Consider the following 22,866-nt stretch of genomic DNA (forward strand, 5'->3'; position numbering starts at 1 on the left):
GTGAGTGAGGTCATGAACGATTCACAGGCCGACCTGGCCGCCCTCGGGCCGTTCTTCGCGCTCGCCGTGCACCCCGCGGGCGCGGCCCCGGCCCGCCCCTGGCGTCCCCTGGACGAGCTCGTGGGTCCCGGCCCGGCCCTGCCGGATCGAATCCGCGCCGTCCGGGTGGCGCTGGCCGCCGCCGGCGGTCGCGAGCCGGGGCAGATCGAGGAGCGGGTCGCCGTCTCCGTCGCCCACCTGGGACTGGTCGCCCGGCTGATCGCGCCGGCGGTGGGGGCGGCCGCCCTGGGCCGCCCGCTCGGTGTGCTGGCCGCCGGCCGGATCTGGTGGCAGGACCAGCTCGGCCGCCCGTACGCCGTGTCGCTCGCCCCGGACGCCCTCCGGGAGGCGGGAACGCCCCCGGCCGGCCCGCCGGAACTGGCCGGAACGGCCGTCGAGCAGCTCACCCTGGCCTGCCATCGGCGGTTCTCGGTGAGCCCGAGGGTGCTGTGGGGCAACGTCGCGTCCGCGGCCAACACCGCCGCCGGCCTGATCGGACGCGGCCGGCCCGATCTCGCCGCGGCCGCCCGGGCGGCGGCTGCGGGGATCCTGCGCGACGCCCGGGTCGACGGCGGCGACCGGATCGCCGGGCCCGGGTTCCGCCGCCGCAGCTGCTGCCTGATCTACCGGCTGGCCGGTTCCACCGCCACGGTCTGCGGCGATTGCGTCCGGCAACCGGCCGCCGCGGTCCGGGTCGCGCGGGACGTCTGAGCCCGAGCGGGGTTGCCCGGCGAGGAGAAGTCTCACCTTGACCTGCGCGAACCTGTCTCGTCCCGGCGATCAAGGCATAGGCTCGGCCCCCACAGAACAGGTCGCACAGGCGCGCCCGGCCGGGCAGCGCGTGCGTCCGGAACTGGGGAGAAGAAGTCAACGATGATTCGGGTTCACCGATGACACAGACACAGTCGCGTCCGCTTGCCCACCACCTGAGCGCACCGACCGCCCACGGCATCGACTCGTCGAGTGCCGCCGCCCGCGCGATCACCGAACGGCCCGACCGGGCCTCGATGATCGAGGCCTACTTCCGGCACGTGCCGGTGGAAGACCAACCCAAGACCGCCGAGGACGTCATCGGCATCGTCGACGGGCACTGGCGGGTCGGCCAGCGGCGCCGCCAGGGCGAGGTGCGGATCCGGGTGTTCAACCCGGCGCCGAGCGCCGCATCGGCGGACGCCGCCGGGCCGGGCTGGACCGACACCAAGACCGTCATCGACATCGTCACCGACGACATGCCGTCCCTGGTCGACGCCGTCATCGGCGCGCTGACCAGCCGCGGCGTCGTGGTGCACCGGGTGCTGCACCCGATCCTGATCGCCTGCCGGGACGCCGACGGCGCCCTGGTCACGGTGGTCGACGAGGCGGCGCCGGCCGAGCAGGCCGCGTTCAGCCTGCGCGAGTCGTGGATGCACATCCTGATCGACCGCCTGTCCGACGCGCAGCGCGCCGAGGCCATCGAGGACGCGCTGCGGGTCGCGCTGGACTCGGTGCGGGCCGTGGTCGGGGACAGCGGGGCGCTGACCGCGGCGGTGGCCACCGCCGCCGGCGAGCTGCGTGGCACCTTCTCCCCGCGGTCGGCCCAGGAGGTCGCCGAGGCGGCGGACTTCCTGTACTGGCTGATCAGCGGGCACATGACGTTCCTGGGCTACCGGCGCTACGACCGCACCCCGGCGGCGCCCCGGCTGGAGCCGGTCACCGGCACCGGGCTGGGCATCCTGCGCGAGTCGGTCGCCGGGGCGGACGCCGACGACCTGACGGGGCTGAGCCCGGCCGGCGAGACCCGGCACCTGCTGCTCACCCAGGCGTCCGTGCGCTCGGCCCTGACCCGGGACGTGCCGCCCTTCGAGGTCCGCGTCCGCATCCTGGGCGCCGACGGCGAGGTCACCCGCGAACATCAGTTCCTGGGCGTGCTCAACGCCCGCGCGCTCAACGCCGAGATCACCACCACGCCGGTGCTGCGGCTGACCGTGCAGGCGGTGCTGTCCACCCTGGGCGCCGCGCCCGACACCTACACCGGGCAGCGGGCGCTGGACCTGCTGGCCACCTACCCGCGGGCCGAACTGTTCTGGGCCGACCCGGACCTGATCGTCGAGGTGGTCAGCAGCGTGCTGCAGCTGGCCAGCCGCCGCCGGCTGCGGGCCTTCCTGCAGCCCGACCCGTTCGGCCGGTTCGTCTCGGTCATGGTCTACCTGCCCCGCGACCGCTACACCACGGCGTGCCGGCTGGCCATGCAGCAGATCCTGGTCGACGCGTTCCACGGCTCCGGCATCCGTTACACCGCCCGGGTCGGCGATAGCTTGCTCGCCGCCGTGCATTTCACCGTCAGCACCGATCCGGCCGACCGGGTCGAGCCGGACCTGACGCTGCTGACCAAGGCGCTGCGCGGCACCATCCGCACCTGGGAGGACCGGCTGGTCGCGGCCGTCGTCGGCGGCGGTGACGAGGACCTGGACACCGCCGGGGCCCTGTCCCGGTACGCCGAGGCCTTCGACGAGGGCTACAAGGAGACCTACGAGGTCGACGAGGCCGTGGCCGACCTGCGCCGGCTGGACCAGCTCACCGGCCCGGACGACCTCGCGCTGAAGATGACGCCCAGCGGCCCGGACCAGGTCGGCGACTGGCGGCTCAAGCTCTACGTGACCCAAGGGGCGGTGACCCTGTCCCGGGCGTTGCCGGTGCTGCAGACCCTGGGCGCCGAGGTGCTGGACGAGCGGCCGTTCGAGGTCCGCCGGGGCGACGGCGAGCCGTCGCGCATCTACGACTTCGGGTTGGCCTTCCCGGCCGAGGCGGCCGCCCGCGGCGCCGACGACGACGAGCTGCGCACCCGCATGTCCGAGGCGTTCATCGCGTCCTGGTCCGGCCAGGCCGAGGTCGACGGGTTCAACCAGTTGGTGCTGGCCGCGGGCCTGACCTGGCGCGAGGTGGCGATCCTGCGGGCCTACGCGCACTACCTGCGCCAGATCGGAACCCCTTACACCGAGCGGTATGTCGAGCAGGTGCTGAGCAGCCATCCGGCGATCACCGCGGACCTGGCGGCCCTGTTCGGGGTGCAGTTCGATCCCGATCGGTTCCCGGACGACGCGGACGGCCGCGACGCGCGGCAGGCGCAGGGACGTCGGATCCAGGAGTCGGTGACCGCCGCGCTGGACGCGGTGACCAGCCTGGACGCCGACCGGATCCTGCGCACCCTGCTGTCGGTGATCACCGCGACCACCCGGACCAACGAGTACGTCACCGATTCCACCGACGGCTCGCCGGGCCGGCGGCGGGACTTCCTGAGCTTCAAGCTGGCCCCGAACAAGATCCCCGGCATGCCCAAACCGGTTCCCGCGCATGAGATCTGGGTGTACTCGCCGCGCCTGGAGGGAGTGCACCTGCGGTTCGGTGACGTCGCCCGTGGCGGGCTGCGTTGGTCGGACCGGCCGGAGGACTTCCGCACCGAGATCCTGGGCCTGGTCAAGGCCCAGGAGGTCAAGAACGCGGTCATCGTGCCGGTGGGCGCCAAGGGCGGCTTCGTGGTCAAGCGGCCGCCGACGCCGACCGGCGACCCGCAGGTCGACCGGGAGCAGCACCAGGCCGAGGGCGTGGCCTGCTACCGGATGTTCATCGCCGGGCTGCTGGACCTGACCGACAACCGGCACGTCGGGTCGATCATCCCGCCCCGCCGGGTGGTCCGCCGCGACGGCGACGACTCCTACCTGGTGGTCGCCGCGGACAAGGGCACGGCCACCTTCTCCGACATCGCCAACGGGGTCGCGCACGACTACGGCTTCTGGCTGGACGACGCGTTCGCCTCCGGCGGCAGCGTCGGCTACGACCACAAGGCGATGGGCATCACCGCCCGCGGGGCCTGGGAGTCGGTCAAGCACCACTTCCGCGAGCTGGGGGTGGACACCCAGACGCAGGACTTCAGCTGCGTGGGCGTGGGGGACATGTCCGGCGACGTGTTCGGCAACGGCATGCTGCTGTCCCAGCACATCAAGCTGGTCGCCGCCTTCGATCACCGGCACATCTTCATCGACCCGACGCCGGACGTGGCCGAGTCGTTCGTGGAGCGGCTGCGGCTGTTCGAGTTGCCCCGGTCCTCCTGGGCCGACTACAACACCGACCTGATCTCCGCCGGCGGCGGGGTGTTCCCGCGCACCGCCAAGTCGATCACGATCACCGAGCCGATGCGCGCGGTGCTCGGCCTGGCCGACGAGGTCACCGCGCTGACCCCGACCGACCTGATCAAGGCGATCCTGCTGGCCCCGGCCGACCTGCTGTGGAACGGCGGCATCGGCACCTACATCAAGGCCTCCACCGAGCAGAACCTGGCGGTGGGGGACAAGGCCAACGACGCGGTCCGGGTGGACGGCGCCGACCTGCGGGTCAAGGTGGTAGGCGAGGGCGGCAACCTCGGGGTCACCCAGCTGGGCCGGATCGAGTTCGCCCGCGCCGGTGGCCGGATCAACACCGACGCCATCGACAATTCCGCCGGGGTGGACACCTCCGACCACGAGGTCAACATCAAGATCGCCCTGCAGTACCGGATGGAGCGCGGCGACCTGGACGAGGCCGGCCGCCTGGATCTGCTCTCGTCCATGACCGACGAGGTCGCCGACCTGGTGCTGGCCGACAACCGCGGGCAGAACCGGGTGCTGGGTGCGTCCCGGCTGCACGCCCCGGTGATGCTCTCGGTGCACGCCCGGTTGATCGACGCGCTGGTCGAGTCCGGCCGGCTGGACCGGGCCCTGGAGTTCCTGCCGACCCACGCCCAGATCAACGCCCGGTTGGCCGCCGGCGAGGGGCTGGCCAGCCCCGAGCTGTGCGTGCTGCTGGCCTACGTCAAGGCCGGGCTGTCCACGGCCATGCTGGGCGGCCGGCTGCCCGACGACCCGGCCTTCGCGCACCGGCTGCCCGACTACTTCCCGCGGGCCATGCGGGAGGGGTCGGCGGTGGCCCGGGCGGCGATCACCGAGCACCCGCTGGCCCGGGAGATCATCACCACCGAGACCGTCAACGAGCTGGTGAACCGGGCCGGGCTGACCTTCGCCTTCCGCCTCGAGGAGGAGATGGCGGCCACCCCGAACGACGCCATCCGTGCCTACACGATCGCCAGCACGGTCTTCCACCTGCCATCGGTGTGGCGGCAGGTGGCCGAGCTGAACAACAAGGCCTCCGCGATCACCCAGGACACGATCATCCTGCGGGTGCGCCGGCTACTGGACCGGGCCGCCCGCTGGCTGCTCACCCAACGGCCGCAGCCGCTGGACGTGCGAGCCGAGATCGACCGCTACGCCGGGCCGATCGAGCAGATGCGGCCGGCCCTGGACACCCTGGTCCAGGGCGCCGACATGCGCTCGGTGCAGGCCGAGATCGCCGAACTCACCGAGGCCGGCGCCCCGCCGGCCCTGGCCGAGACGGTGGCCTACGGGCTGCACGCGTTCAGCCTGCTGGACGCGGTCGACGTGGCCGCCGACAGCGGCCGCGACCTGCACGAGAGCGCGCAGCTGCTGTACGCGTTGTCCGCGCACCTGGACTTCGATCACCTGTTGACCGCGGTCAGTGCCCTGGAACGCGGCGACCGGTGGCACGCGCTGGCCCGGCAGGCCCTGCGCGACGACCTGTACCGGTCGTTGCGGCTGCTCACCTCGGACGTGCTCTCGACCACCTCGGCCGAGCAGGACGCGCAGGCCAAGATCGAGCAGTGGGAGAAGGAGAACAAGTCGCGGCTGGCCCGGGCCCGGCGCACCCTCGGCGAGATCAGCCGGGTCTCGGTGACCGACCTGGCCGAGCTGTCCGTCGCGGCCCGGGAGATCCGATCGATGATCCGCTGACCGGAGCCCACCCGCCCGTGCGGCAGACTGCACGGGCGGTTGGAGGCCCCGAGCAACGATGAAGCGGACGTGAGCAGGCATGAGTAGGTACGTCACCCAGGTGCGGGTCCGGTGGTCGGATCTGGACGCGTTCCGGCACGTGAACAACGCCAAGACGGTGACGCTGCTGGAAGAGGCCCGGGTGGACTGGCTGTTCTCCGAGGCGGCCCGGCACGGCGTGAACCGGTTGACCGAGGGGATCGTGGTCGCCAAGCTGGAGATCGACTACCGGCGCCCCATCGGGATGGAGCTGCCGGTCACCGTCTCGATGGGCGTGACCAAGCTCGGCAACGCCTCGTTCACCATCGACTACGTGCTCAGTCAGGCCGGCGCCACTGCCGCCTGCGCCTCGACCGTGCTCGTCCCGGTCGACCCGGTGACCTTCCGGCCGCGGCGGATGGACGATCACGAACGCGGCTTCCTGAGCCGCTACCTCAACCCGGTGCCGGCCGCCGCGGGCCAGCCGGACGGCGGAGCCGCATGGCCCGGCTGATCCCCGCCGGCCGGGAGGACCGGGAGGACGCCACCGCCTTCACCGGCCGGGTCGCCCGCTGGGACTCCGCCGGCCCGATCCGGCTGCGCGCGGACGGCGAGCTGGTGCGGATGTGGGCGACCACCCCGTTCGACACATTGGTCACCCGGGCCGTCCGCGGAACTGTTCAGCCCTCCGACGTGACCGTGCACGCCGGCAACCTGCTGGCCGCGCTGGCCGTGGCCCGCGACGACGAGGTGGACCCGGGTCCGGCGATCGACGCCGCCTGGCGTTCCCAGCTGCCGCCGCCGCAGGGCTGGGTGACCGTGGACGCGGTGCCGGCGACCGTGCTGGCCGGACTGGCCGAGGAGGGCGCCACCGGGGCCCGGGACCGGCCCGGACCGTCCGGCGCGGCCTCCACCGCCCTGCTGGACACCGAGGTGCTCACCGTCAGCGGGGCCGGCATGCGGGTGGTGATCAACCTGCGGATGGTGTTCGCGCTGTCCGGCATGGGGTTCGCGCCGGCGCTGCCCGGCGAGGAGGTCCGGGTCAGCGCCACCGACGCATGGGTCCGGATCGACGCCCGGTACGGCGCCGTCGTCCGTCGGCGGCACGCCCTGCTGCCGCTGCTCGTCTGACCGGGCCCGGCGGACCGGTCCGGCTCGGTCAGCCGGCCGGGTCCGGCGGCAACGGCAGCAAGGTGTAGCCGGCGGCCTGCAGGCCGTCGATCACCCCGGGCAACGCCGCGATGGTCTGCTGCCGGTCGGTACCGCCGGCGTCGTGCATCAGGATGATGGCGCCCGGGCTGACCGCGCCGACGACGGTGCTGACGATGGTGCCGGGGCCCGGCTTGGTCCAGTCCTTGGAGTCGACCGCCCAGCCCAGCAGCAGGGTGCGGGCCTGCTGCGCGGCCTGGTGGACCGAGCCGCCCGGGTCGCCAAAGCTGCCCTCCGGGGCGCGCAGGTACCGCGGACCGACCCCGGTGGCCGCGACGATCGCGTCCTGGGTCCGGCCGATCTGCCCGGCCAGCACGTCGGGGGCGAGCGCGGCGAAACCCGTCGGATGGTCCCAGCTGTGATTGCACAGGGTGTGCCCCTCGGCGACGATCCGGCGCACCAGGTCAGGGTTCTCGGCCACCCGCTGGCCGACGACGCAGAAGGTGGCCTTGACGCCCTTGGCGGCCAGGATGTCCAGGATCTGCCCGGTGGCCGGGCCGGGCCCGTCGTCGAAGGTCAGATAGGCGACCGTGCCCTCGCCCGTCCAGCCCAGCACGGTGGTGTACGGGGGCCCGACGACGACCGGTGCGGGCGCCGGGGCCGGGGCGGGCGCCGGCTCAGCGGTGGTCGGCGGTGCGGCCGGCTCCGGGCCGGCGGTCGCCGTGGCTGTCGGGGTGGCCGTTGGGGTGGCCGTCGGGTCGGTCGTGGGGTCGGCGCCGGCGGTAGTGGGGGGTGGCCCGGTCGGCGGGACGGTGACCACCGGTGCGGCCAGGTTGGCGATCGTGCCGGCCACGGTCAGCTCGGGCACGGTCACCTGGATCGCGGTCGGGGCCGGCGCGGGCGAGCTGGCCAGCACCCCGGCGGGGCTCGGGGAGCCGGACCCGACGATCGCGGCCAGCCCACCGGGCCGGCCGGGGTTCGCCGCGGGATCGGCCGCCGCGCACGCGACGACCGCCGCGGCCAGTGCGGCAAGGACGCCGACCAGCGCGACCCGGCCGGCCCGGCGCTGCATGGACCAATGGGATCATTCGCGCTGCGACGATTCGCGGCGCGCCACGCCGGGTCAGTGCAGGGAGTTCACCAGGCTGTCGGCGGCCATCTCCAGATACGCCCACAGCCGCTCGCGATGCTCGTCGTCCAGCCCGGCGCCGTCCACCCCGACCTTCATCGCGGCCAGCCAGTGGTCCCGCTCGCGCAGGCCGATCACGAACGGCGCGTGTCGCATCCGCAGCCGGGGATGGCCGCGCTGCTCGGAGTAGGTTCGCGGGCCGCCCCAGTACTGCTCCAGGAACATCCGCAGCCGCACCTCGGCCGGCCCCAGATCCTCCTCCGGGTACAGCGGGCGCAGCACCGGGTCGGCCGCCACCTGCTGGTAGAACCGGTGCACGATGCCGACGAAGACCTCGTGTCCGCCGATCTCGTCGTAGAACGTGGTCGCGCTCGATCCAGGGGCCGTCACCGGCTCATTCTTGCCTACCGGACTGACACCGAGCCCGCTCACGGTCGGGGGCTCCCCGGCGCCGGCTCGCCGGCCAGCAACGGCGGCCGGAAGTCGGCCGTCGGGTCGTCCTTGCGGGCCTGCTCGAACGAGCGGCGGATCGCCGAGCGCACGGCGCGGATGTAGGCGTCCTTGTCGCCGGTGACCACGGTGGCCTGCAGGCCCAGGGTGACGGTCCCGGGGGCGACGTCGGTGATGCCCAGCAGCGTGGGTTCGACCAGCACCGAGGACTCGAACTGCGGGGTCTGGGCCACCGCCGTGGCCTGCTCCAGGGCGATCGTCGCGGCCCGGTCGGTGTCGCTGTCGTAGGGCACGGTGATCGGGATGGTGACCACGGCCTGACCTTGGCTGGAGTTGCCGACCCGCAGCACCTCACCGTTGCGCACGTGCCAGATCGTGCCGTCGCCGGCCCGCAGGGTGGTCGTGCGCAGGCTGACCGCGACCACGGTGCCGCTGGCCGAGCCCAGGTCGACGGTGTCGCCGACGCCGTACTGGTCCTCCAGGGTCATGAAGATCCCGGCCAGGAAGTCCCGGACCAGGTTCTGCGCGCCGAAGGCGAGCGCGACGCCGGCGATGCCGGCCGAGGTCAGGATCGGCGCCACGTCGAAGCCCAGTTCGGCCAGGATCAGCACCACGGCGATGCAGATCACCGCGAACGAGGTCACCGACTTGAGCAGCGAGCCGACGGCCTGCGTGCGCTGGGCCCGCCGATCCGCGGCCAACCCGCCGGCCAGGGCGAACCGGGCGCCGGCCCGCAACGGCCGCAGGGCCGCCGAGGTGCCGTCCTCGGTGGACAGCCGGGTGAGCCGGTTGATCGCCCGGTAGGCCAGGAACCGCACGACGACGGCAATCAACACGATCGCGGCGATGTGCAGGGTGGACGAGGCCACCTGGTCGCTGTTGCGGGCGAGAAAATCGGCCCCGGTGTTGTCCCAGACCCACTGGCACAGCGATCCGGGATCGGACGCGCACTCCGGCGCGGTGATCTCCATGGTTGGTCAGGTCCTATCGGTCATGGATGGGTATCGGTATCGGCGTCCTGGGCACGCGCTGCGGCGGCCCGACGGGCGCCGGGCCGCTCCTGAGGCAGACGCATCGCCGGCCGACCAGGATGCCCGGGCCCCGCCGGTTATTCTCGTGGTGCTTGTTGTCGTGGTGTTTATTCTCGGGTGTCGGGCCCGCAGCAGTGCGGACCCCGGTCGTTCCTTGCTGTTCCTCCGGTCACCACACCGCGGGAGGTACGGATGAAACCAGCCGGTCACGCCGGCCGTGGTCCCGCGCCCGTGCGCCCGCTGCCCGGACCGAGCCTGCACCGTGAACCCGAGCCGGGTCGGCCGGTCGCGGTGCTGCGGGTGCTGCTGCTCAACGCCAGCCACGAACCGCTGGCCGTGGTGACCGGCCGGCGCGCCCTGGTGCTGGTGGTGGCCGGCAAGGCCGAGTGCGTGGTGGAACGGCCCAGCGGTCTGGTCCGCTCGCCCTCGGTGGCGTTGGCCGTGCCGGCGGTGGTCCGCCTTCGACGATACGTGCGGGTGCCCTACCCGGCGCCGCCGGCGGTGACCCGGGCCGGGGTGCTCAAGCGTGACGGCCGACGCTGCGCCTACTGCCAGGCCCGCGCGGACACGGTCGATCATGTGCTGCCGCGTAGCCGGGGCGGCGGCCACACCTGGGAGAACTGCGTGGCCTGCTGTGCCCGCTGCAACGCGCGCAAGGCCGACCGGCTGCTGGAGGAACTGGGCTGGGCGTTGTCGATCACCCCCGGTCCGCCGCGCCGGGGTGTCCTGGGCCGGATGTGGGGCAACGAGGAGTCGGACCCGGCCTGGGAGCCCTGGCTGCCGTCGGCCGCCTGACCTGCAGTTCCCGTGTTCCGGCGGGGCCGAACGGGCGTGGTCGCGGCCACGGCCGGGTCGCAGGGCCGGGCACCGGGGCGTCGGCTACCGTATGCGGGTGAGCATCATCCAGACCATCGCGGTGTTCGTCGGGATCCCCGTGTTGATCTACGGAATCATCGCGTTGTTGACGATGGTTCCGGGACGGCACAAGCGGCAGCGGTACCGCCCGGGCCAGGCCTGGGACTACCCGCCGCAGTGGTGGGCCGGCGATCAGCCGACCGTGGCCTCCGCGACCTCGGACAACCGGCTGGCCCAGGGGGGTGGCGCACATGGTTCATGGTGACCTCGTCGGGCCCGACAGCCCCGGAGTGACGAGCCTGGATCGTCCCGTCGGCCCCACCGGCGGCGACGATCAGCCGCTGACCACCACCCAGCTCGAACTGCTCGACGACGTGATCCGCGAGGCCGAACGGGTCACCGGGCTGCGCTTTTCCGCCTACCTGGGTGATCTGGGCGCGAACACCGCGGCCTCCGCGGAGAGCCTGCTGGACGGGTTGGGCGCGGATGCTCCCTACGCCGTGCTGCTGGCGGTCTCGCCCGGCCAGCGGGTCGTCGAGGTCGTCACCGGGCCGGAAGCCGCCCGCCGGGTCAGCGACCGGGCCGCCCGGTTGGCCGTGCTGGGCGTCGTGTCCTCCTGCACCGACGGTGACATCGGCGGTGCGCTGATCACCGGCATCCGCATCCTGGCCGATCAGGCCGGCACCCTGCCCGAGCGTTCGACCTGGTGAGCTGAGCCACCGCGTTCGGATCGTCTGACGGAACCGCCCCCGAGCCTCGGCTCGGGGGCGGTTCCGTTTCTTCCTTCAGCTCGCGTCGGCCGCCCGGGCCCGCAGCGCCCGCTCCACCCCGGACCGGCCTTCGGAGACCAGGCGCTTGAGCGCGGTCGGATGGTCGTGCTCGGCCCAGGCCAGGGCCTGATCCACGGTCGACTGCTCGATCGCCCAGCGCGGGAACAGGCCCACCGCCACCTTCTGCGCCACCTCGCTGGAGCGGCGCTCCCAGACCTGCCCGACCACCTGGAAATACGGCTCGACGAACGGCTGCAGCAGGTGGGTCTGCGCCGGGTGGGTGAACCCGGCGATCGCCGCGTCCTGCAGCGCGTTGGCCATGGTGTCGTCGTGGATCAGCCGATCCCAGACCGCGGCCTTGTTCTGCGCCGTCGGGATCAACGCCCGCACCTGGGTCGCCTTGCGCTGGCCGGACGCGGTCGGGTCGGCCTGCTCGGCCGCCTCGATCTCGGCGACCCCGGCGGCGCCGTGCGCGACCAGCGCGCCCAGCAGCGTCCAGGACAGATCGGTGTCCACGGTGAGCCCGGGCAGCGGCGCCGACCCGTCCCGCCATCCGGCGATCTCGGCCAGCAGGGCGTCGTCGAGCCGGGCCGAGCACAGCGCCTGGACCGCGGACAGCTGGGTGTCGCTGCCGGCCGGCGCCGAGCCGGCCAGCTCGCGCAGGGTCGCAGTGACCGACGGCCAGCCGGTGGCGGCGGCCCAGCCGGGCTCGGCGTAGGAACCGACGGCCACCTGCAGTTGCATCAGCACCCGCTGCAGCACGCCGACCTGGTCTTCGGTGACCAGGCCGCGCGAGGCCAGCGCGATGAAGTCGCGGGCCCGCATCAGCGCGTCCCGGGTCATCTCCCAGACCGCCGACCACAGCAACGTCCGCGGCAGCGATTCGGCGACCTGCCCGATCGCGGCGATGGCCGTCTCCAGCGACGCCGGATCCAGCCGCGCCTTGCAGTAGGTCAGGTCGTCGTCGTTGACCAGGACCAGGGCGCCGCACGCGCGGCCGACCAGGTCGGGCACCGGGGTCCGCTCGCCGGTGACGTCCAGTTCGACCCGGTGCACCCGGCTCAACCGGCCGGCTTCGTCCCGGTCGTAGAGCCCGACCGCCAGCCGGTGCGGGCGGCGTTCCCCGGCGCCCGGCTCGGCACCGGACTGCACCAGCTCGAACCGGGTGAAGACCTCGTGGCCGTCCACGCGCTCGACATCGAAATCGGCGCTAATCGTGTTCAGGCCGGTGGTCTGCAGCCAGGCCTGGGCCCAGGTCCGCAGGTCCCGCCCGGAGGTCCGCTCCAGCGCATCCAGCAGATCGGTGAGGGTTGCGTTGCCGAAGGCGTGCGCGGCGAAGTAGTCCCGCAACCCGGCCAGGAACTCCTCGAATCCGACGTAGGCGGCCAGCTGCTTGAGCACGCTGGCGCCCTTGGCGTAGGTGATGCCGTCGAAGTTGACCTCGACCGCGGCCAAGTCGACCATGTCAGCGGCGATCGGGTGGGTGGAGGGCAGCTGGTCCTGGACGTACGCCCAGGACTTCTCCACATTGGCGAAGGTGGTCCAGGCCGAGGAGTATTCGGTCGCCGAGACTTGGGCGACCACCGAGGCCCAGGTGGCGAAGGACTCGTTGAGCCACAGGTCGTCCCACCAGCGCATGGTGACCAGATCGCCGAACCACATGTGGGCCATCTCGTGCAGCACGGTCTCGCAGCGCCGCTCGTACAGGTACCGGGTCACCCGGGACCGGAACACGTACTCCTCGCGGAAGGTGACCGCCCCCGCGTTCTCCATCGCGCCGGCGTTGAACTCCGGCACGAACAGCTGGTCGTACTTGCCGAACGGGTACCGCACCCCGAAGGCCTGGTGGTAGAAGTCGAATCCCTGCTTGGTCTGGGTGAACAGCCGCTCGGCGTCCAGGTGCTCGGCCAACGTGGACCGGCAGAACAGGCCCAGGTCGATGCCGTCGTGGTGATCGCGGACCACGTGGTAGGGGCCGGCCACCAGCGCGGTGACGTAGGTGCTCATCGGCTCGGTGGTGGCGAACGCATGCCGCGTGCCGCCGCCCGGGGCGGGCTCGGTAGAGACGGTCGCTCCGTTGGAGATGACCTGCCAGTCGGCGGGTGCGGTGACCGTGAAGGTGAACCGGGCCTTGAGGTCGGGCTGGTCGAAGCAGGGGTAGAGCCGCTTGGCGTCCGCCGTCTCGAACTGCGAGTAGAGGTAGACCGCACCGTCGACCGGGTCGACGAACCGGTGCAGGCCCTCCCCGGTGTTGGTGTACAGGCCCACCCCGCTGACCCGCAGCTCGTTGTCGGCGGCCAGGTCGTCCAGGACCAGGCCGGTCGAGCTGCTCCAGCCGGACACGTCCAGCGCGCGGCCGTTGAGGGTGGCCGAGGTCAGCGCCTCGCCGACGAAGTCCAGGAAGGTGCTCGCCCCCCGGGTCGCCGTGAAGGTGATGACGGCCTCGGTCGGGTAGTTCTTCTCGCTGGGTCCGCCCGCCCCGTCGGTGAGGTCGATCGTCACCTCGTAGGCGGCGGTGGCGATCGTGGCCGACCGCTCCCGGGCCTGGTCACGGGTCAGATTCGGGCTCTGGGCCATGCGGTTCCCTTCCACGCAATGTGATCGGCCGATCACCAGTGCCGGAGTGTAGTGGCGGCCTCCGACAGCGATCGGGGGAATAGCCCCCGCACGCCCGTGGTTACCTTGGCGAACGGCCGATTCGGGTCGTCTTACGTATGCGCATCAAGGAGATAGCACGGATGAGCCAGGCCACGGTGAACGCGCCCGTCAGCGATTCCTCGACCGATCCCACCGCCGAGGCGAGCACCGACCGGGTCGACTTCTGGTTCGACCCGGCCTGCCCGTTCGCCTGGGTGACCTCGCGCTGGATCCTGGAGGCCGAGCAGGTGCGGCCCATCGACGTGCACTTCCACGTGATGAGCCTGGCCGTGCTCAACGAGAACCGGGCGATCAGCGAGAACTACCGCGCGATGCTGGCGAAGGCCTGGGGTCCGGTCCGGGTGGCCATCGCCGCCCAGCAGCAGCACGGCGACGAGGTTCTGGCGCCGCTCTACACGGCAATGGGCCGGCGCATCCACAACGAGAAAATCGACGACCGCGGTGAGGTCATCGCGCAGGCTCTGGCCGAGCTGGGTCTGCCCGCCGAGCTGGCCGACGCGGCCACCTCCACCGAGTACGACGACGCGCTGCGGGTCAGCCACCACGCCGGCATGGACGCCGTCGGCGAGGACGTGGGCACCCCGACCATCCACGTCAACGGGGTCGCGTTCTTCGGCCCGGTCATCACCCGCATCCCGCGGGGTGAGGAGGCCGGCAAGCTCTGGGACGCCACCGTGGCTCTGGCGTCGTTCCCGTACTTCTTCGAGCTCAAGCGCAGCCGCACCGAGAACCCGCAGTTCGACTGAGGCTGATCGAGCCGGCCCGGTCCGGGTCAGAGTGCCGGGCCCGGGTGGGACGCGCGATACTGGTGGGACCAGCCGCCGGGTCCGGTATGCCCGGGTGACGGTTTCTGCGGGAGGACGCCATGACCGCCACCGATCCATCGATCGACCCCGCTCCGGCGACCCGCTCGGGGCCTGCGACACCACCGGCGCCGGCCGACCGGGCGATGTCTCCGCACGGCATTCCGCTGCCCCCGGACCTGCGCGGCGGGCCGATTGTGGCCGGCGTGGACGACGCCACCGCCTGCGGCCGGCCGCTGCGGGCGGCCGCCTTCCTGGCCCTGGCCACCGGCCGCCCCCTGCTGCTCGTGCACGTCCGGCGCCGGGCCATGCCCATGGTCGAGGGCTACGTGCCCATCCCCGAAGAGGTCGGCATCAGCGACGAGGCCGAGGACGCCGTCGAGGCCGAGCTGGTCCGCGCGCTGACCGAGTCCGGTGATCTGACCGGGGTGAGCTGGGAGCTGCTGTCCACCACGGGCGAGGCCGGGTCCGAGCTGGTCCGGATCGCCGAGGACCGGGACGCCGCCTGCGTGGTCGTCGGGAAGCGGCACAGCGGGTTCGGCGAGTTCCTGCACCGGATCGCCTCCGGGTCGGTGTCTCGCGCGGTCGTGGCCCGGCAGAAGTTCCCCGTACTCGTGGTGCCCTGACCCGTCGTGGCCGGTGTTCCGGCCCGCCCGGCGGGTGAAAGTCACGCTCAGCCGGCCGGGGACTCCGGTCACCCCGGCGGGTTCCGGCGGTCCGGCCGCCGGTTGGCCGTCAGCGACGTGGGCGGGACGTAGTGCCGGCGCACGATGACCAGCTCCGCCTCGGCCGCGGCCAGCTCGGCCGCATCCGGCAGGGCGACCTCCCGCGCGCGCATCGCGGCGGTGGAGGAGACCTGGGTGGACCGGGTGGTGACCAGAGAGCGCAGTGACCGCTCGGCGCTGTCGGAACCGGCTGCGCGGCGGCGTCCGGTCTCGCCGGCCGGGCGGCGCTCGGCCGGGGGCCGGGGCGGATGGCCGCCCGGCGATCCGGGCGGCGCCGGGGACGGTCCGACCGCGCCCGCCGGACTCGGCGCGGGCCGGGTGTCGGTGCCGCTGCCGGTGCCGCTGCCGCTGCCGGTCGCCGGGTCGGGCTCGCCGGCGGCGGGTGCGTTCTCGGGGGCCGGCCCGTCGGTCGGCGGCCCGGACGCGCGACGGGCCGCCCGGCGACGGCGGCGAGGCGGCGGGGTCGGCTCCATCCCGCCAGCATGGCAGGTCGGCCGGGCCGGCGGCGGGGGAGCCCGCCACCGCAGGACCGCCGGCCCGGTTCCCGACCAGCCGCCGAAGCGTGCCCGGCTCAGTGCCCGACCAGCCGCCGAAGCGTGCCCGGCTCAGTGCCCGACCAGCCGCCGAAGCGTGCCCGGCTCAGTGCCCGACCAGCCGCCGAAGCGTGCCCGGCTCAGGGCCTGGTCAGTGCTGGGACCCGCTGGCCGGGGTCCGTGGCTGGCCGATCTTGGCCAGGAGCTGCACGAACTGCGGGTCGTCGATGTCGTAGGGCTTGCCGCCCTTGATCCGGTCGAACTCGACCGCCCGGAGCTGGTCGCCCTGCTCCTCGTCATGCCCGACGACGCCGGAGATGCCGCGCAGCGCGCAGCCGACCGCGTAGTCGGTCATCGACTTGATCAGCAGCAGGTCGGTCTCGTCGGCCCGGGCGGACCGGGCGAAGTAGCCGGACTTCTGGACCAGGACCTTCTCCGCGCCCAACCGGCCGGCGAACTGCTTGGCGAACCACTGGCCGGGGTTGATCTGGTCGAGCTTGACGTGGCCGAACGGGTCGCGGGGGATCGGCTCGCCGGCCGCTTCCATCTCGGCCACAATGCTGTCCACGCCCGCGCCCTCGGACAGGAAGATGGTCACGTTGCCCACGGTGTCCATCACCTGGCGCAGCCGGGTGGCCTCGGCCTCCAGGTCGAAGGTGGCCTCGGGCACGTACACGGCGTGCATGTTCCAGGCGTCCCGGGACAGGCCGAACTCGGGCAGCCAGCGCTGGGTGTCCAGCCAGCGGTCGTAGGCCTGGGCAGTGGCGGCGGTCAGCCAGCCGCAGTGCCGGCCCATGATCTCGTGCACGATCAGCATGCGGGAGTTCGCGTTGTGCTCGGCGACCACGTTGCGGGCGAACAGCGCGCCCTGCTCGGCCGCCGTCCACGCGCCCAGCGAGTGCTTGATCGGCACGATGTCGTTGTCGATGGTCTTGGGCAGGCCGACCACGGTCAGGTCGTAGCCGTTGTCCTTGAGGTAACGGGCCAGGTCGGCCGCGGTGGTCGCGGTGTCGTCGCCGCCGATGGTGTGCAGGACGTCCACGCCGTCCTCGACCAGCCGGTTCGCGGCGACCTCGAGCGGGTTCTGACCCTCGGTGATCAGCCCTCGCTTGAGCAGATCCTTGGTGTTGGTCAGCTTGACCCGGGAGTTGCCCAGCGGGGAGCCGCCGAACTCGTGCAGCAGGGCTGCCCGGGCCCGTACCGCGGGGGTGACGTCCAGGAAGTCCTTGGCCAGCAGCCCCTGGTACCCGTGCCGGTACCCGATGATGTCCACCTCGGGGACCAGCTGGGTGTAGCGGTTGATCAGTCCACCGACCGCCGCGGACAGGCACGGGGCGAAACCGCCGGCGGTGAGCAGCGCGACCTTGCGCATGGTGACGAGGCCTTTCTGTCGGTACTGGTTGGCCACTGGTGTCGCTCAGCCTAGGACCTGCCCGGGACCGGGTCGCGCACCGTCCATCCGGTCGTCGCGGGGGCCGAATGGGCCGGTCGGGCGGCCGGGAGCGCAAGGACGCCGCCCGCCGGGCCCGGTTGCGATCGTGCCGCAGTGGCGAGGGTCACACGGTCGGTTCTGGGGGTCCGAACGTCCGGGGACTGGACACGGGAGAGGTGCTGTTTGCCCTGTTGAGGGCGCTACGGTGACGGAAAGCTTGCTTGGGAAACCACGCACCTGGCGTCGAAGCGTGAACTCAAGCACGTTGACCTGGACTTGATCGATACAGCACACTCGTTTCAGACAGCAGGACATGCATTGACGGTCATGTCCCGCAGTCACACACAGTGATCATCACGAGCGTTCGTCGAAGAACGCCGGATCGGGAGCGCGGCATTCGCCGAGGCAACGCAGCCACATTGGGGCGCACCGATCATCCAGACCCTCCGCGGGCTGACCAAGGCCCACCGCCGGAGCGCACGCAAATCCCCGCTCACCCTGTCGAGCCGTCCCGATCTCTTCCGTTGGAGGAGTGCCGAACCATGTCCCTGAACCAAGAGAACGCTGATCTGATCCCGATGGAACCCGACACCGGCGTGCGCGAGTCCGATGACCGCCGCCGCGGTGCCCGGGATTCACCCTCCCTGATGATGCTGGTGCTCGTCGCCACCATCGGTGTGCTGCTGTACACCACGTTCCTGTTCGACTTCTCGAACCGGGGCAACTGGCTTCCGTACCTGATGGTGCTGTCCGCCGAGTCGGTCATCATCTTCCAGGCCCTGATCGCGCTGTGGACCATCCTGTCCAGCGGTCACAACCCGCGGGGCTACCGCTTCCACAACGCGCAGAACCGGATCTACGGACCGAATCACAAGACTCTGGATCCGGATCTGGACCTGACCACGCTGCCGATGCACCTGCACGATTCGCCGGTCGAGCTGGACGTCTACATCACCACCTACGGTGAGGACCTCGCGACCATCCGCCGGACGATTACCGCTGCGCTGGCCATGCACGGCAAGCACACCACCTACGTGCTCGATGACGGCAAGTCCGACGACGTCCGGGCGCTGGCCGCCGAGCTGGGCGCCGAGTACATCGTCCGTGAGGGCAACGCCGGCGCGAAGGCCGGCAACATCAACAACGCGCTGAGCGTCACCACCGGCGAGTTCTACGTCGTGCTGGACGCCGATTTCGTGCCCAAGGAAGACTTCCTGTACCAGACCGTGCCCTTCTTCGCGGAGACCAATGTGGCCTTCGTGCAGACCCCGCAGGCCTACGGCAACCTGGACAACCTGATCTCCCGTGGCGCCGGCTACATGCAGTCCGTGTTCTACCGGTTCATCCAGCCGGGCAAGAACCGCTTCAACGCCGCGTTCTGCGTGGGCACCAACGTGATCTTCCGCCGCAAGGCGATCGAGTCCATCGGTGGCATGTACACCGAGTCCAAGTCCGAGGACGTGTGGACCTCGCTCAAGCTGCACGAGAACGGCTGGAAGTCGGTCTACATCTCCACCGTGCTGGCCGTCGGCGACACCCCCGAGACCATCGAGGCCTACACCAAGCAGCAGCAGCGCTGGGCGACCGGCGGGTTCGAGATCCTGCTCAAGGCCAACCCGTTCTCCCGCAAGCGCAAGCTGACCCTGGACCAGCGCCTGCAGTACTTCGGCACCGCCACGTTCTACCTGATCGGCATCGCCCCCGGCGTCCTGTTGCTGGTGCCGCCGCTGCAGATCTACTTCGGTCTGGCCCCGATCAACACCGGCGTCAGCTTCGGCCAGTGGCTGCTGTACTACGCGGGCTTCTACTTCATGCAGATCATCGTCGCGCTGTACACCATCGGGTCCTTCCGCTGGGAAACCCTGATGCTGGCCACCGCCTCGTTCCCGATCTACGGCAAGGCCCTGGTCAACGCGGTGTTCAAGAAGGACACCAAGTGGCACGTGACCGGTGCCCAGCGGCGCAAGGCCTCCCCGTTCAACTTCATCACCCAGCAGCTGATGGCCTTCGTCTTCCTGGCCATCACCTCCGTGGTCGGCATCTGGCAGGCCATGACGGTCAGCGCCTTCACCCTGGCGCTGTTCTGGAACCTGCTGAACACCTTCATCCTCGGCGCGTTCGTGATCACCGCGTTCCGCGAGAGCCGGCACAACCGCCGCGAGGAGAAGGGCCTGCCGCCCAAGGGCAGCGCGAAGGTGGCCGCCGAGGCCGCTGCGGCCCGGGCCCTGGCCCAGGACAAGATCGGTTCCGGCCTGTCTGAGCGGACCTACGAGGGACTGCCCCCGGTGCGGATCGACACCGCCGCCGGCGCCCGCTGACCCACGTCGAGCACCACCCGCACGACCGTCAGGCCGAGGACGTCCTGAGCCGCCGGTGACGGCCGGCAGCCAGCACCGCACCACCCACCGCAATGTCCCTGGCGGACCCGGAAACGGGCCGCTCGGGTTCGCCCCCGGAGCGATCCGGACCGGACCCACCCATATACAGGAGTCATCCACATGTCTTGGCGCAAGCGAATCGGCCTGGCCCTCGGACTGTTGTCCGTGATCGTTCTGGCCGCCGGCCTGACCATGGTCGTCAACTACAACAGCGGGAAGGTGGAGAGCAAGTCCGCCTCCCTGGCCGCTGAGGATTACCCGGTCGGTACCGACTACTCCGGCACCGTCACCGCGCAGTACGTGCACGTCGGCGATCAGGTCGAGGCCGGACAGCCGCTGTTCGAGATCGAGTCCGCCAACCTGCAGCGCGACCTGGCCCAGGGCCTGGTCAACAAGGACAACCTGACCCACGACGTCAAGGACGACAAGACCCTGGTCATCACGGCCACCAACGCCGGCCAGGTCAACGAGATCAACTACGCCCAGGGCGCCTTCGTCCCGGCCAACTCCACGATCGCCACCGTCCAGGAGTCCGGCACCATGTACGTCGAGGCGGACTTCCTGCTCTCGGCCAAGGACTACTCGCGGATCCCGTCCGGTGCGACCGTGGACGTGGTGCTGCCGAACAACCAGCAGATCTCGGCCACCGTGCAGCGCCTGCAGGTGCACACCGAGGACGGCCAGGCCCGCACCACCGTCCGCGCCTACAGCGATGACCTGGCCAGCGGCACCGGCCTGTTCGCGGTCGGCACCCCGGTGCAGGTGACCCTGCACCTGACCAACGACGGCGTCATCACCGACGTCACCAAGACCGTCACCGGCTGGTTCGGCCAGAGCGTCTGAGCCATCCGCGCCCCGATGGCGGGCCACCGGCCCGCCATCGGGTAGCGCTGACCCGGACTGATGTCCGAAGACCGATGACCGCTGCACAGCGATACGACACGTATTGGATGAGATGACTATCAACGACACCGACCGAACCTCGATCTCAGCTCGCACTTCCCCCTTCACCAAGTACCGCGTCCTGACCAAGCCCCTGCTGCTGGTCGCCGGCGCCGCCCTGATCGCCGGGTGCACCGCCACCGGCGGCAGCGGCTCCGCGACGAGCACCACGGCCACCGGCTCGGGCTCGGGCGCCGCCGCGACGGCCGCCCCGGCCCCGGACATCACCGCCGACCTGGCCAGCATCACCACCAAGGACGTGGCCAAGATCAGCCCGACCCGGCTGGCCGACGGCCTCGTGGCCCCGACCAACCGCTGGTTCTCCGGCCTGGTCTTCGGCGACAAGCCGCAGCCGGTCTTCCCGCTGCCGCTGTCCGCGGCGCTGACCGATCAGGGCTTCGCGCTCGGCCTGCCGACCATCACCGACTCGGCCAAGACGATCATGGGCGGGACCAACCCGCAGATCCAGGTGCCGCTGGGCGCCTCGTCGATGAAGGTCACCGGCTACGACACGCTGACCGTCACCTCGACCTACTACGACGGTTCCGGTTCCGAGCTGGGCTCGGTGCTGCTGGCCCAGGGCTCGCCCTTCGTCACCTACACCGCGGCCAGCGACCAGACCCTGGCCATCGAGCCGATCTTCAAGGCCGGCAGCACCGCCGGTCTGTACACCACCAACGTGGCCGGGCACGACTACGGCCTGGTCGTCGGTGGCGGGGCGAGCGTCGATGACGCCGGCAAGGTCACCCTGACTTCCGGTTCGACCATCACCCTGTACGGCGTGCCGGACGGTGCGGATGCCGCGTCGCTGGCCACCGCCGCGGCCGACCCGGTGACCGGCGGCAGCGTCGACTACTCGGTGGACGGTGACCAGGTCACCACCACCCTGAAGTACACGACCAAGAACGGCGGCGACACCGCGATCATGCCGATGGCCGGTCAGACCGTGGCCACCGGCACCAAGGGTGCCGGCAGCTACCAGACCATCTACGGCACCGCCGACGTCTACACCGGTACCTCGCTGACCACGTCGGCGCCGTTGACCGAGCCGTCCTACCAGCTCGACGTGTCCAACCTGTCCGACGAGGACAAGGCGGCGCTGGTCGAGCAGGTCAAGACCGACGCCGCGGCGATCGACTTCACCGCGACCGACACCTACTTCGGCGGCAAGTACCTCTACCGCGGCGCCAACCTGATGACGTTGGCGGAGCAGCTGGGCGTCGACGACGTGGCCAAGGACCTGCGGACCAAGCTGACCGCGGAACTGACGATGTGGTTCGACCCGAAGCGCTGCGCCACCGAGGCGACCAAGTGCTTCGTCTACGACGACCAGATCAAGTCCCTGATCGGCCAGGAGGCCTCCTTCGGCTCCGACGAGCTCAACGATCACCACTTCCACTACGGCTACCTGATCTACGCGGCCGCCGTGGTCTCGGCGAACGACTCGGCCCTGGCCGACAAGATCGCGCCGGTGGTCGACCTGGCGGTGGCCGACATCGCGTCCGCCCGGGCCAGCTCGGCGTTCCCGCAGTACCGCAACTTTGATCCGTACTCGGGTCACGCCTGGGCGTCGGGTTCCAGCCCGTTCGCCGACGGCAACAACCAGGAGTCCTCCAGCGAGGCGGTCAACGCGTGGAACGCGGTGGCCCTGTGGGCCAAGGTCCGCGGCAACACCGAGCTGCAGAACCAGGCCACCTGGATGATGAGCACCGAGGCGAACGCGGCCAAGCTGTACTGGACCAACACGGACACCAGCGAGTTCCCGGCGTTCACCGGTTCGATCGCGGCCCTGAACTGGGGCGGCAAGCGCGACTACGCCACCTGGTTCAGTGCCGAGCCGGGCGCCATGCTGGGCATCCAGCTGCTCCCGATGGGCTCGTACTCGACCTACCTGGCCGGCGATGCCGACCGGATCAAGGCCAACCTCGAGCAGGGTGCCGCCGGCGGTTACGGCGTGCAGTTCGGCGAGTACATGGCGCAGTACCTGGCCCTGGCCGACCCGGCCGCGGCCCGATCCGAGCTGGCCAACCTGCCGGCCGAGATCGACAACGCGACGACGAAGTCCTACGTGATGGCCTACGTCTTCTCGCGGAGCGACTCCTCGGGCTCGTAACTGCGCCCCACAAGGCCTCACCCCC

Annotated in this window: 18 protein-coding genes; 12 read left to right on the forward strand and 6 right to left on the reverse strand. The window is 71.4% G+C overall.

The annotated features are described in order from the left end of the window. The first annotated feature begins 12 nt into the window (after window positions 1-12). The 4 genes from NAMU_RS09085 to NAMU_RS09100 all read left to right on the forward strand — a co-directional run bounded on the left by NAMU_RS09085 (window position 13) and on the right by NAMU_RS09100 (window position 7,004). Window positions 13-750 carry a (2Fe-2S)-binding protein gene (locus NAMU_RS09085; RefSeq protein ID WP_015747110.1) on the forward strand — a complete coding sequence of 246 codons (738 nt, stop codon included), beginning with the start codon at window positions 13-15 and terminating at the stop codon, window positions 748-750. A 179-nt stretch (window positions 751-929) separates the two neighbouring features. Beyond that, window positions 930-5,855: an NAD-glutamate dehydrogenase gene (locus NAMU_RS09090; protein ID WP_015747111.1), complete on the forward strand. Its 4,926-nt coding sequence runs from the start codon at window positions 930-932 to the stop codon at window positions 5,853-5,855. 79 nt (window positions 5,856-5,934) lie between these two features. After that, complete coding sequence (locus NAMU_RS09095) at window positions 5,935-6,387, forward strand: acyl-CoA thioesterase (RefSeq protein ID WP_015747112.1); 453 nt, start codon at window positions 5,935-5,937, stop codon at window positions 6,385-6,387. Then, window positions 6,375-7,004 carry a hypothetical protein gene (locus NAMU_RS09100; RefSeq protein ID WP_015747113.1) on the forward strand — a complete coding sequence of 210 codons (630 nt, stop codon included), beginning with the start codon at window positions 6,375-6,377 and terminating at the stop codon, window positions 7,002-7,004. Before NAMU_RS09095 ends, NAMU_RS09100 begins: the two co-directional genes overlap by 13 nt. 28 nt (window positions 7,005-7,032) lie before the next feature. Here the strand turns inward: NAMU_RS09100 and NAMU_RS09105 are convergent, their stop codons facing one another. From NAMU_RS09105 to NAMU_RS09115, 3 genes are read right to left on the reverse strand one after another with little or no spacing between them, the layout of a single operon-like run. Next, window positions 7,033-8,094 (reverse strand): polysaccharide deacetylase family protein, encoded by a 1,062-nt coding sequence (locus tag NAMU_RS09105; protein ID WP_015747114.1) that lies wholly within the window; start codon window positions 8,092-8,094, stop codon window positions 7,033-7,035. A 51-nt stretch (window positions 8,095-8,145) separates the two neighbouring features. After that, entirely contained in the window at window positions 8,146-8,541 is a 396-nt protein-coding gene (locus NAMU_RS09110; RefSeq protein WP_041370173.1) for a globin, read from the reverse strand. A 38-nt stretch (window positions 8,542-8,579) separates the two neighbouring features. Further along, window positions 8,580-9,572 carry a mechanosensitive ion channel family protein gene (locus NAMU_RS09115; protein ID WP_015747116.1) on the reverse strand — a complete coding sequence of 331 codons (993 nt, stop codon included), beginning with the start codon at window positions 9,570-9,572 and terminating at the stop codon, window positions 8,580-8,582. A 252-nt stretch (window positions 9,573-9,824) separates the two neighbouring features. On the opposite strand from NAMU_RS09115, the gene NAMU_RS09120 reads away from it, so the two are divergent. The 3 genes from NAMU_RS09120 to NAMU_RS09130 all read left to right on the forward strand — a co-directional run bounded on the left by NAMU_RS09120 (window position 9,825) and on the right by NAMU_RS09130 (window position 11,197). Further along, complete coding sequence (locus NAMU_RS09120) at window positions 9,825-10,427, forward strand: HNH endonuclease (protein WP_015747117.1); 603 nt, start codon at window positions 9,825-9,827, stop codon at window positions 10,425-10,427. Window positions 10,428-10,518: 91 nt separating this feature from the next. Beyond that, on the forward strand, window positions 10,519-10,752 hold the full coding sequence (gene ctaJ, locus NAMU_RS09125; protein ID WP_015747118.1) for an aa3-type cytochrome oxidase subunit CtaJ: 234 nt from the start codon (window positions 10,519-10,521) through the stop codon (window positions 10,750-10,752). 25 nt (window positions 10,753-10,777) lie between these two features. Further along, window positions 10,778-11,197: a DUF5130 family protein gene (locus NAMU_RS09130; RefSeq protein ID WP_041368644.1), complete on the forward strand. Its 420-nt coding sequence runs from the start codon at window positions 10,778-10,780 to the stop codon at window positions 11,195-11,197. A gap of 75 nt (window positions 11,198-11,272) precedes the next feature. On the opposite strand, the gene pepN is transcribed toward NAMU_RS09130, so the two are convergent. Next, on the reverse strand, window positions 11,273-13,834 hold the full coding sequence (gene pepN, locus NAMU_RS09135; RefSeq protein WP_015747120.1) for an aminopeptidase N: 2,562 nt from the start codon (window positions 13,832-13,834) through the stop codon (window positions 11,273-11,275). Between the two features lie 161 nt (window positions 13,835-13,995). On the opposite strand from pepN, the gene NAMU_RS09140 reads away from it, so the two are divergent. Both NAMU_RS09140 and NAMU_RS09145 read left to right on the forward strand, forming a co-directional pair. Further along, on the forward strand, window positions 13,996-14,661 hold the full coding sequence (locus NAMU_RS09140) for a mycothiol-dependent nitroreductase Rv2466c family protein (protein WP_015747121.1): 666 nt from the start codon (window positions 13,996-13,998) through the stop codon (window positions 14,659-14,661). A gap of 119 nt (window positions 14,662-14,780) precedes the next feature. Further along, entirely contained in the window at window positions 14,781-15,344 is a 564-nt protein-coding gene (locus NAMU_RS09145) for a universal stress protein (RefSeq protein WP_015747122.1), read from the forward strand. A 68-nt stretch (window positions 15,345-15,412) separates the two neighbouring features. Here NAMU_RS09145 and NAMU_RS27180 read toward each other — a convergent pair whose 3' ends face one another. Both NAMU_RS27180 and NAMU_RS09155 read right to left on the reverse strand, forming a co-directional pair. After that, on the reverse strand, window positions 15,413-15,916 hold the full coding sequence (locus tag NAMU_RS27180; protein ID WP_015747123.1) for a hypothetical protein: 504 nt from the start codon (window positions 15,914-15,916) through the stop codon (window positions 15,413-15,415). Window positions 15,917-16,127: 211 nt separating this feature from the next. After that, a complete protein-coding gene (locus tag NAMU_RS09155) occupies window positions 16,128-17,348 on the reverse strand; it encodes a pyrophosphate--fructose-6-phosphate 1-phosphotransferase (protein WP_041370177.1) in 1,221 nt (406 codons plus the stop codon). 602 nt (window positions 17,349-17,950) lie between these two features. On the opposite strand from NAMU_RS09155, the gene NAMU_RS09160 reads away from it, so the two are divergent. The 3 genes from NAMU_RS09160 (at window position 17,951) to NAMU_RS09170 (ending at window position 22,841) form a co-directional block, all read left to right on the forward strand. Further along, on the forward strand, window positions 17,951-19,726 hold the full coding sequence (locus NAMU_RS09160; protein WP_015747126.1) for a glycosyltransferase family 2 protein: 1,776 nt from the start codon (window positions 17,951-17,953) through the stop codon (window positions 19,724-19,726). A 180-nt stretch (window positions 19,727-19,906) separates the two neighbouring features. Next, window positions 19,907-20,629 (forward strand): HlyD family efflux transporter periplasmic adaptor subunit, encoded by a 723-nt coding sequence (locus NAMU_RS09165; RefSeq protein ID WP_015747127.1) that lies wholly within the window; start codon window positions 19,907-19,909, stop codon window positions 20,627-20,629. Window positions 20,630-20,741: 112 nt separating this feature from the next. Beyond that, entirely contained in the window at window positions 20,742-22,841 is a 2,100-nt protein-coding gene (locus NAMU_RS09170) for a glycosyl hydrolase (RefSeq protein WP_015747128.1), read from the forward strand. Window positions 22,842-22,866: the final 25 nt, after the last annotated feature.

The sequence above is a fragment of the Nakamurella multipartita DSM 44233 genome (genome assembly GCF_000024365.1).
Classification (GTDB): Bacteria; Actinomycetota; Actinomycetes; order Mycobacteriales; family Nakamurellaceae; genus Nakamurella; species Nakamurella multipartita.